7 protein-coding genes and 1 pseudogene are annotated in these 9,434 nt (G+C 62.3%); 3 read left to right on the top strand and 5 right to left on the bottom strand.

Features of this window, described 5'->3' with window-relative positions:
• A partial coding sequence (locus AC1DWF_RS27425; protein WP_476842283.1) for a patatin family protein occupies positions 1-884 on the top strand: 884 nt, incomplete at its 5' end.
• Here the strand turns inward: AC1DWF_RS27425 and recJ are convergent.
• The 5 genes from recJ to AC1DWF_RS27400 form a co-directional block, all read right to left on the bottom strand.
• Positions 881-2,671, bottom strand: coding sequence for a single-stranded-DNA-specific exonuclease RecJ (gene recJ, locus AC1DWF_RS27420; RefSeq protein WP_476782599.1), 1,791 nt, complete (start codon positions 2,669-2,671; stop codon positions 881-883). The genes AC1DWF_RS27425 and recJ overlap by 4 nt on opposite strands.
• A gap of 56 nt (positions 2,672-2,727) precedes the next feature.
• Positions 2,728-3,702, bottom strand: a complete 975-nt coding sequence (gene glpX / locus AC1DWF_RS27415; RefSeq protein ID WP_476842282.1) for a class II fructose-bisphosphatase — start codon at positions 3,700-3,702, stop codon at positions 2,728-2,730.
• Positions 3,703-3,892: 190 nt separating this feature from the next.
• Positions 3,893-5,206, bottom strand: coding sequence for a homoserine dehydrogenase (locus AC1DWF_RS27410; RefSeq protein WP_476787694.1), 1,314 nt, complete (start codon positions 5,204-5,206; stop codon positions 3,893-3,895).
• Positions 5,207-5,255: 49 nt separating this feature from the next.
• Positions 5,256-6,473 carry an LL-diaminopimelate aminotransferase gene (locus AC1DWF_RS27405; protein WP_476842281.1) on the bottom strand — a complete coding sequence of 406 codons (1,218 nt, stop codon included), beginning with the start codon at positions 6,471-6,473 and terminating at the stop codon, positions 5,256-5,258.
• 49 nt (positions 6,474-6,522) lie between these two features.
• On the bottom strand, positions 6,523-6,906 hold the full coding sequence (locus AC1DWF_RS27400) for a hypothetical protein (protein ID WP_476787695.1): 384 nt from the start codon (positions 6,904-6,906) through the stop codon (positions 6,523-6,525).
• Between the two features lie 99 nt (positions 6,907-7,005).
• Here AC1DWF_RS27400 and AC1DWF_RS27395 point away from each other — a divergent pair, with 99 nt between their 5' ends.
• Both AC1DWF_RS27395 and AC1DWF_RS27390 read left to right on the top strand, forming a co-directional pair.
• Positions 7,006-8,835: a PHA/PHB synthase family protein gene (locus AC1DWF_RS27395; RefSeq protein WP_476782594.1), complete on the top strand. Its 1,830-nt coding sequence runs from the start codon at positions 7,006-7,008 to the stop codon at positions 8,833-8,835.
• A 214-nt stretch (positions 8,836-9,049) separates the two neighbouring features.
• Positions 9,050-9,434, top strand: a pseudogene (locus AC1DWF_RS27390) (hypothetical protein); the annotation flags it as partial.

Below are 9,434 nucleotides of genomic sequence, written 5' to 3'. Positions count from 1 at the left end.
CAGCAACCCCGAAAGAAACCGGCATTTCGCTTGCTCTTGGCGGCGGAGCCGCGCGCGGATGGGCCCATATCGGCGTGCTACGCGCGCTGGATGAAGCCGGCATTCGCATTAACATGATCGCCGGCACCTCGATCGGCGCACTCGTCGGCGGCTGTTATCTCGCTGGTAGGCTGGATGAGCTTGAGGAATTCGCCCGCAGCCTGACCAAGCGCCGTCTGTTTGGCCTGTTCGACCTGAAGCTCGGCGGCAATGGTCTGTTCGGCGGCATGAAACTCGACGCCCGCATGCAGCAGCACATGGGCAGCGTGACTTTCGAAGACCTGCCCAAGCCGTTTATCTGCGTTGCGACCGAAATCCGCACCGGCCATGAGATCTGGCTTTCGAGCGGCTCACTGATCAAGGCCATGCGAGCTTCCTATGCGCTGCCCGGTGTTTTCGAACCGGTCACCTGCAATGGCCGCGTCCTGGTCGACGGCGCTTTGGTCAATCCGGTCCCGGTCTCAGTCTGCCGCGCCAACGAGCAGCCACTGGTGGTGGCCGTCAACCTACACTACGACCTGTTTGGCCGTGCCGCCGTCATTAAACACAGTGCCGGCGAACTGGTGGTCGAACGCCCGGCAAGGCCTGGGGAAACTCCCGGCTACAGCGAGCGCGAGGCACGGCTTGGCATCACTGGGGTGATGGTAGAGGCGTTCAACATCATCCAGGATCGCATTTCACGCGCACGTCTCGCCGGTGACCCGCCTGATCTTTCGATCCAACCCAAGCTCGGCCTCATCGGGCTTTCGGAATTCCATCGGGCCGACGAGGCCATCCGCCTCGGTTATGAGGCAACCAAGGCGCAGATGGAAGAGATCCTCCGGCTACAGGCAGTGCTCGGCTAAGGCCCGGCAAGTGCCGCATCGATCATCCTGAACTGAGCGGTGCGGCTGCCATTCCAGTGATTGACCGAAATCGAACCGGCCACATGGACCGTGCGGTCACGGTTCCTGAACAGGAAGTCGCCGATCGGCGTTTCCGCTGCCCTGAAAGCAATACCCTGCAGGCGGCCACCACTCTCCGAGCGCAAATCGACCCGGATATGCGCCGTGCCGACCAGCCGGACGTTGGCTAAACGGTGGCGCGGCAAGACGAAAACAGGCGCGACATGCCCTGCCCCAAACGGCCCAGCTTTCTCAAGCGCATCGACAAGATTCAAGGTCGCGCCTTCGGCGGCCAGCGCGCCATCGATCTTGAGGCTTTCCTCGTCCTGAAGGCGAAACACATCCGCCGCCGCCCGCTGCTCGAAAAAGGCGCGCAGTTCGCCAAGCTTTGCACGCTCGACAGTGATGCCGGCGGCCATGGCGTGGCCGCCGCCCTTGACCAGCAAGCCGGCCTCCACCGCCTCGCGCACCAACCGACCGAGATCAAAACCCGAGACCGAACGGCCCGAACCAGTGCCTATGCCATTTCCGTTGAAGGCGATGGCAAAAGCCGGACGTCGGGCGTGGTCCTTGAGCCGCGAAGCGAGGAGGCCAACGATGCCGGGATGCCAAGTCGTGTTCGCCGTCACCAAAACAGCAGGACCAGGACCGGCACCAATCTCGGCATCGGCCTCGGCGCGCGCCTCGGCCAGCATTTCGGTTTCCATCGCCTGCCGTTCCTGGTTCAGGCGGTCGAGCGTTCCAGCGATCGTTCCGGCCTCGACCGGGTCGTCGGTGGCGAGCAGCTTGCTGCCCAGTGCGGCATCGCCGATGCGTCCGCCGGCATTGATGCGCGGACCGAGCAGGAAAGCGAGATGGAAGTTGCTGAGCGGCTCGCCGATGCGAGCGACGCGGGCAAGTGCCGTCAGGCCGACATTGTTCTGCTGGCGCATGGCCCGCAGCCCTTTGACGACGAAAGCGCGATTGACGCCGGTCAGCGGCACGACGTCGCAAACGGTTCCCAGCGCCACGAGGTCGAGCAGCGACAGCAGGTCCGGGCGCGGCGCATCGGGCAGTTTTTCCCGCAGCACCTTGGCGGTCTGGACCAGCGTCAGGAAGGTCACGCCGGCAGCACAGAGATGCCCCTGGCCGGAAAGATCATCGTCGCGGTTCGGGTTGACCACCGCGCACGCATTTGGCAACGGCCCACCGACCTGATGGTGGTCGAGCACGACCACATCGGCACCGGCCTCGTTGGCCGCATCGATCGAGGCCGCACTATTGGTGCCGCAGTCGACAGTGATGATCAGGCTGGCGCCCCGGCCGATCAATTCACGCATCGCGTCGGGATTGGGCCCGTAACCTTCGAAAATGCGGTCGGGAATGTAGATCTCGGATTCGACGTCGAAATGCGTGAGAAAGCGCTTCATCAGCGCCGAGGATGAGGCTCCATCGACGTCGTAGTCGCCGAAGATCGCGACCTTCTCCTTGCGCATCACGGCATCGGCGATGCGCCCGGCAGCCTTGTCCATGTCGGTCAACGAGGCCGGATCGGGCAACAGGTCGCGGATCGTCGGATCGAGAAAGCGCTCGGCATCGTCCGCCGTGACACCGCGACCGGCAAGCACGCGCGCGACGATGTCGGGCACGCCGTGCCCCTGGGCAATGGCGAGCGCCAACATATCCTGCCGTTCGGTCAACCGGTGCTCCCATGAAACACCGGTGGCCGAACGCCGAACGCCGAGGAAATTACGCTTTTCAGTCGCCATTCAAACCTAGTCCACCCGCTTCGGATCGACCATAGGCGACCGGAACCAGCGCGTAATCAGAATTTTTCCAGATCCTGGTGGCGCGCCTTGATCTCGCGAACAGTCTTGGACGACGAACGCAGCACGATGGTGTGGGTGGTGATCGAATCGCGGCCGAACTTCACACCGGCAAGCATGTTGCCGTCAGTGACGCCTGTGGCGGCAAACAGCACGTCGCCGCGCGCCATTTCCTCGACACGATAGACCTTGTTGGGGTCGGTGATGCCCATGGTTGCAGCGCGAGCGACCTTCTCGGCGCTGTCGAGCAGCAAGCGGCCCTGCATCTGGCCGCCGGTGCAACGAAGTGCCGCTGCAGCCAGCACGCCTTCTGGCGCGCCCCCGGTGCCGAGATAGATGTCGATGCCGGTCTCGTCGGGATCAGTGGTGTGAATGACGCCGGCGACATCGCCGTCGCCGATCAGGCGGATAGCTGCACCAGTCGCGCGTACTGCTTCGATCAGCTTGGCATGGCGCGGGCGATCGAGAATGCAGGCCGTGACTTCTTCGACCGGTACGCCCTTGGCCTTGGCGACGCTGGCAATGTTTTCAGCCGGCGAGGCATCGATGTCGATCACGCCTTCCGGATAGCCCGGGCCGAYCGCGATCTTGTCCATGTAGACGTCTGGCGCAAACAGCAGGCTGCCCTTTTCGGCAATGGCGATGACGGCCAGCGCATTGGGCAGGTTCTTGGCGCAGATGGTGGTGCCTTCGAGCGGATCGAGCGCAATATCGACTTCCGGTCCGCCCGAGCCGACTTCCTCGCCGATGTAGAGCATCGGCGCTTCGTCGCGCTCGCCCTCGCCGATGACGACAGTGCCGTTGATGGCAAGGCGGTTCAATTCCTGGCGCATGGCATCGACCGCGACTTGGTCCGCAGCCATCTCGTCGCCACGTCCGCGCAGCCTTGCGGCGGCCACGGCAGCCCGCTCGGTGACGCGCACGAGTTCCATGGTGAGAATCCGGTCGAGGCCGGCAACAACGCTTTTCGCCATATCAGGGTCCTGAAATCGATGAATTCGGAGCGCCCGAACCGGGCAGGCCCTTATTGTCAAACCCGCATGACAACAGCAAGACCTGTTGCCCGCTTTATCGAAAGCGAAGCAATATCAATCGATTGAAAGGAATTTGCGGTTGACGGCCCGGTCCAGGGCACATTTCTGCCCCCTCGCGTACAAGCAGGTCTTATCCGGCACGCTCGATGCGAATGACCTGCGGCTTGTCGGTCAGGTGGCCGTCCTTGGTAATGCCGTCGACCGCCTTGCGCACGGCTGCTTCGGTGGTCTCATGGGTAACCAGGATCACCGTCTTCTGTGCCACACCGTCCGTGCCGTCGGCGTGCTGGACAATCGATTCCAGCGAAATGTCGTTGTCGGCCATGCGCTTGGCGATAGCCGCGAACACGCCGATGCGGTCGTGCACCGTCAGGCGGATGAAATAACCGCCGGCGTGGCTGCGCATCTGCGCCTTCTTGTAAGGCTTCAGTTCCTTAGCCGGACGGCCGAACACCGGCCCATGCTGGAAGCCTGGACGGCTCTTGGCGATGTCGGCGATGTCGCCAACGACGGCCGACGCGGTGGCGTTACCGCCGGCGCCGGGCCCCGACAGCAGCAGCTCGCCTAGAATATCGGTCTCGATGGCGACGGCGTTGGTGACGCCATGAACCTGGGCGATGACCGAAGCCGTCGGCACCATTGTCGGGTGCACGCGCTGTTCGATGCCGCTTTCGGTGCGTTGGGCAACGCCGAGCAGCTTGATGCGATATCCGAGCTCGGCAGCAGCGCGGATGTCGGCCTGGGTGATGTTGGAGATGCCTTCGAGATAGATGTCGTCGGCCGCGATCTTCGAGCCAAAGGCCAGGCTGGTCAGGATGGCGAGCTTGTGAGCCGTGTCGTTGCCCTCGATGTCGAAGGTCGGGTCGGCTTCGGCATAACCCAGCCGCTGTGCGTCTTTGAGGCAAGCGTCGAAGGTCAGGCCTTCGGCTTCCATGCGCGTCAGAATGTAATTGCAGGTGCCGTTCAAGATGCCGAAGACGCGGGTGACGGTGTTGCCGGCCATCGCTTCGCGCATCGTCTTGATGACGGGGATGCCGCCAGCCACCGCCGCTTCATAGTTGAGCAGAACGCCCTTCTTCTCGGCGACTTCGGCGAGTGCCACGCCATGTTTGGCGAGCAGCGCTTTGTTGGCAGTCACGACATGGCGGCCAGCATCAAGCGCCGCACGAACACAGGCACGGGCAGCGCCCTCGTCGCCGCCGATCAATTCGACAAAGACGTCGATGTCGGCTTTCTCGGCTAGTTCAATCGGATCTTCGAACCACGTGGCTCCGCTCAGGTCGACGCCGCGGTCGCGCGAACGATCGCGGGCGGAAACGGCTGACACAACGATCTCGCGGCCGCACTGACGGGTGAGCTCGGCTCCCTTGTCGCGCAGCACGCGCGCCACCGAAGCACCGACCGTGCCGAGACCGGCAATTCCAACACGCAATGCTTCAGCCATGGTCGACGGCGCCTCTTATTTCAGCAGTTCTGGATTGTCTGTGGTGCGCTCAGCGGTGGGCTGCGAGCGGAACCACATTGTTGGGTTGTTTGCCGGTGGTCGTCAGGAAGCGCTTGATGTTGCGCGCCGCCTGACGGATCCGGTGCTCGTTCTCGACCAGCGCGAGACGTACATAGTCGTCGCCGTGCTCGCCAAAACCAACACCCGGAGCCACCGCCACGTCGGCATGCTCGATCAACAGCTTGGAGAACTCGAGCGAACCAAGATGCTTGAACGGCTCGGGTATCGGCGCCCAGGCAAACATCGTCGCAGCCGGTGCCGGGATTTCCCACCCAGCACGGCTAAACGAGTCGACCATCACGTCGCGACGTTTGTGATAGACCTCGCGCACTTCGGCAATGTCAGTGCCGTCGCCATTGAGTGCCGCGGTCGCGGCCACTTGGATCGGCGTGAATGCACCGTAGTCCAGATACGACTTCACGCGCGTCAAGGCGGCGATCAAGCGTTCATTGCCGACAGCAAAGCCCATGCGCCAGCCAGGCATCGAAAACGTTTTCGACATCGAAGTGAACTCGACAGTGACGTCGATGGCGCCAGGCACCTGCAGCACCGAAGGCGGCGGATTACCGTCGAAATAGATCTCCGAATAGGCGAGATCCGACAGGATGATGATGTCGTTCTTTTTCGCGAAGGCGACGACATCCTTGTAAAAGTCGAGCGTCGCGACATGCGCCGTCGGATTCGACGGATAGTTGAGGATCAGCGCCAAGGGCTTGGGGATCGAATGGCGGACGCCGCGCTCAAGTGCCGGGATGAAGCCATCATCCGGCTTGGCCTGGAGCGAACGGATGACGCCGCCCGACATGATGAAGCCGAAAGCGTGGATCGGATAGGTCGGATCGGGGCACAGCACCACGTCGCCGGGTGCCGTGATCGCCTGCGCCATATTGGCGAAGCCTTCCTTCGAGCCCAGTGTCGCCACGACCTGGGTGTCGGGATTGAGCTTCACGCCAAAGCGGCGGGCATAATAATTGGYCTGGGCGCGGCGCAGGCCGGGGATGCCGCGCGACGACGAATAACGATGAGTGCGCGGGTCGCGAACCACTTCGCACAGCTTGTCGACGATAGCGGTCGGCGTCGGCAGGTCGGGATTGCCCATGCCAAGGTCGATGATGTCGGCGCCGCGCGACCGGGCGCTGGCCTTCAGCCGGTTGACCTGCTCGAAGACATAGGGCGGAAGGCGGCGGACCTTGTGAAATTCTTCCATGTCAATTCCAGGTAAACAGGGGGCTGCGCGATGCGTGCGCGATATATACTCATTTGCAGGCAGGGTCGATAGCCTGGCACTCGCCTTCGATGGCCTTGAGCGTATCGTCGCCATGCTTTCTGGCCAGCGTGGTCATCGCCGCCGAATTGTCCGCTGCAACGCCCGCCTTGGCGCCTTGGCGCCCTTGCGCGGCATGTAGATTGGCTAGCTTGGCCGCCTTTTGATCCTCGGTGAACTGCGGAGCCGCGGACTGCGGCGGGATATTGAGATTGGGGTATGTGCCGGTGTCCTGCGCGCCGTGGGCTCCGACCGGCACAGAATTGGTCGCCGCAGTGCTGGAGCAACCGCTGGCGGCAACAGGCAATGCCAGCACGCCAGCAAACAGAACCGCCCGGGCGCAGAAAAAAATATGCCGACCAACACTATATGTCATAAAGTTTCCCCGACAGGCGCGGTAGAGCGCGTTGGACCCGGTAAGACGTCACATGATAGTATGTCAATAAAAGGCCCTTTGGGAGGACCTGCAAAGACCATGGCGAAGGTAGACGATTCGGACAAGCCGACCGGCGATTCCCCCTCCTCCGTCGAGCAATATCTCGTCAAAGATCCCGAGCGTTTTGCGCTCAACATGGCGCGCATGATCGAGCAAGCAGGCAAGGCGGCATCCGCCTGGGCTGAACCGCGCGAAAGGGGCGAGCTCCGCGACACCGTTGCCGAGCCGATGACCGATATGGTCAAGACCTTTTCAAAACTCACCGAATACTGGCTGTCTGACCCACAACGCGCTCTCGAAGCCCAGACCAGGCTGTTTTCCGGCTATCTCGACGTGTGGAGCAAATCGGTTCAGCGGATGGGCGGCGACGAGGTCGACGACGCTGTGAAGCCCGAGCGCACCGACAAGCGTTTCCTCGACCCCGAATGGGGCCGCAACGCCTTCTTCGACTTCCTCAAGCAGGCCTATCTGGTGACGGCGCGTTGGGCCGGCGATCTTGTCGAGCATGCCGACGGCCTTGATGAACATACCCGCCACAAGGCTGGCTTCTATGTGAAGCAAGTCGCCAATGCGATCTCACCCTCCAACTTCATCCTGACCAATCCGGAGTTGTTTCGCGAAACTGTCGCCAGCAACGGCGAAAACCTGGTGCGCGGCATGAAGATGTTCGCCGAGGACATCGTGGCTGGAAAGGGCGACCTCAAGCTCAGGCAAGCCGACTATTCCGGCTTCGAAATCGGCAAGAACATCGCCACCACGCCCGGCAAGGTTGTCGGCCGCAGCGATGTCGCCGAAATCATCCAGTACGCACCTTCCACCGACAAGGTGCTGAAACGGCCGCTGCTGATCTGCCCGCCATGGATCAACAAATTCTACATCCTCGACCTCAACCCGAAAAAGTCGTTCATCAACTGGGCGGTCGAACAAGGCCACTCGGTCTTCGTCATCTCGTGGATCAATCCCGACCAGCGCCACGGCCTGAAGGATTGGGAGGCCTATATCCGCGAGGGCCTGCAATATGGTCTCGACACTGTCGAGCAGGCGACCGGTGAGCGCGAGGTCAACGCGATCGGCTATTGCGTCGGCGGCACGCTGCTGGCCGCTGCCCTTGCGCTCCTGGCGCAGGAGGGCGACCACCGCATCCGCTCTGTCACTTTCTTCACCACCCAGGTCGATTTCACCTATGCCGGCGATCTCAAGGTGTTCGTCGACGAGGACCAGATCACAGCGCTCGAAGGAGCGATGAAGGACAAGGGCTATCTCGACGGCACCAAGATGGCAACCGCCTTCAACATGCTGCGCTCGGGCGACCTGATCTGGCCCTATGTCATCAACAACTACATGCGCGGCAAGGACCCGCTGCCCTTCGATCTGCTCTACTGGAACGCCGATTCGACGCGGATGGCAGCCGCCAACCACTCGTTTTACCTGCGCAACTGCTATCTCCAAAACAACTTGTCGCAAGGCAGGATGGAACTTGCTGGCCGCACCGTCTCGCTCGCCGACATCACCATCCCGGTCTACAACCTCGCCGCCCGCGAAGACCACATCGCCCCGGCCCGCTCGGTCTTCCTCGGCTGCCAGTATTTTGGCGGCGACGTCGACTACGTCGTTGCCGGCTCGGGGCATATCGCGGGCGTGGTCAATCCACCTGCCGCGGGCAAGTATCAATTCTGGTCGAACGGCAAACCGACAGGCGATTTCGACGCATGGCTCCAGGACGCGGCCGAAACACCTGGCTCATGGTGGCCGCACTGGCAGCGCTGGATCGAAGCCAAAGACGATAGCCGCGTTGCGGCTCGCAAGCCTGGCGTAAGCGGCGACGTGTTAGGCGATGCCCCCGGCAGCTATGTGAGGGTCCGCGTGTAACTCGCTGTAATGCGTGGTGAGTTGACGCCCTTAACAAAGGGGGCGAAAACGTGGCGCCTATCATGATCTTGCCTTATTTGGCGCCTAGCTCGATAGTTGGGGATCATCGCCATATCATTGAGTGCCGCTTCTTATTCGGAAGCGTGCCTGCTTAGACGTTCGATTTAATCGCCAAGCGTGATCTTTGGCCTGCAGTGCATGAGAGGGGACCGCTTTGACGTCAGGACACCTGCGATTCGCAGACCGGCGATGCGGCGTTGCGCTGACCGTACTGGTTTCGCTGCTTGCCGTGTCCTGCTCTTCGACGGGCGCACCCAATTTCGAACTTGCAAACACTGCCCTCACCGCAGATGCAACCGGCCAGGCAACGTCGCAGGGAGCCCCCGGCGCGGCGCCGACAGCCACCAATCTTGTGATGAACGGCGACTCTGCCCTTCCCGAGCAGGTCGGCTACGTTCCCCTTGCCAATCCAACGGCTACGACACCAGCGGAAACCGCGCTCGCCAGCGCTGAGCAGCAGCACGCACCGGTCGCCGCAGCCGAGCAGCCGAAGACGGAAGCCTCAGCTCCCCAAGCCGCAGAAGCGAAGACAGGAAAGC

The sequence above is a fragment of the Aminobacter sp. P4_D5 genome, assembly GCF_056401815.1.
The sequence above is the reverse complement of the archived record's forward strand: the minus strand, read 5'-3'. Positions and strand labels throughout refer to the sequence as shown.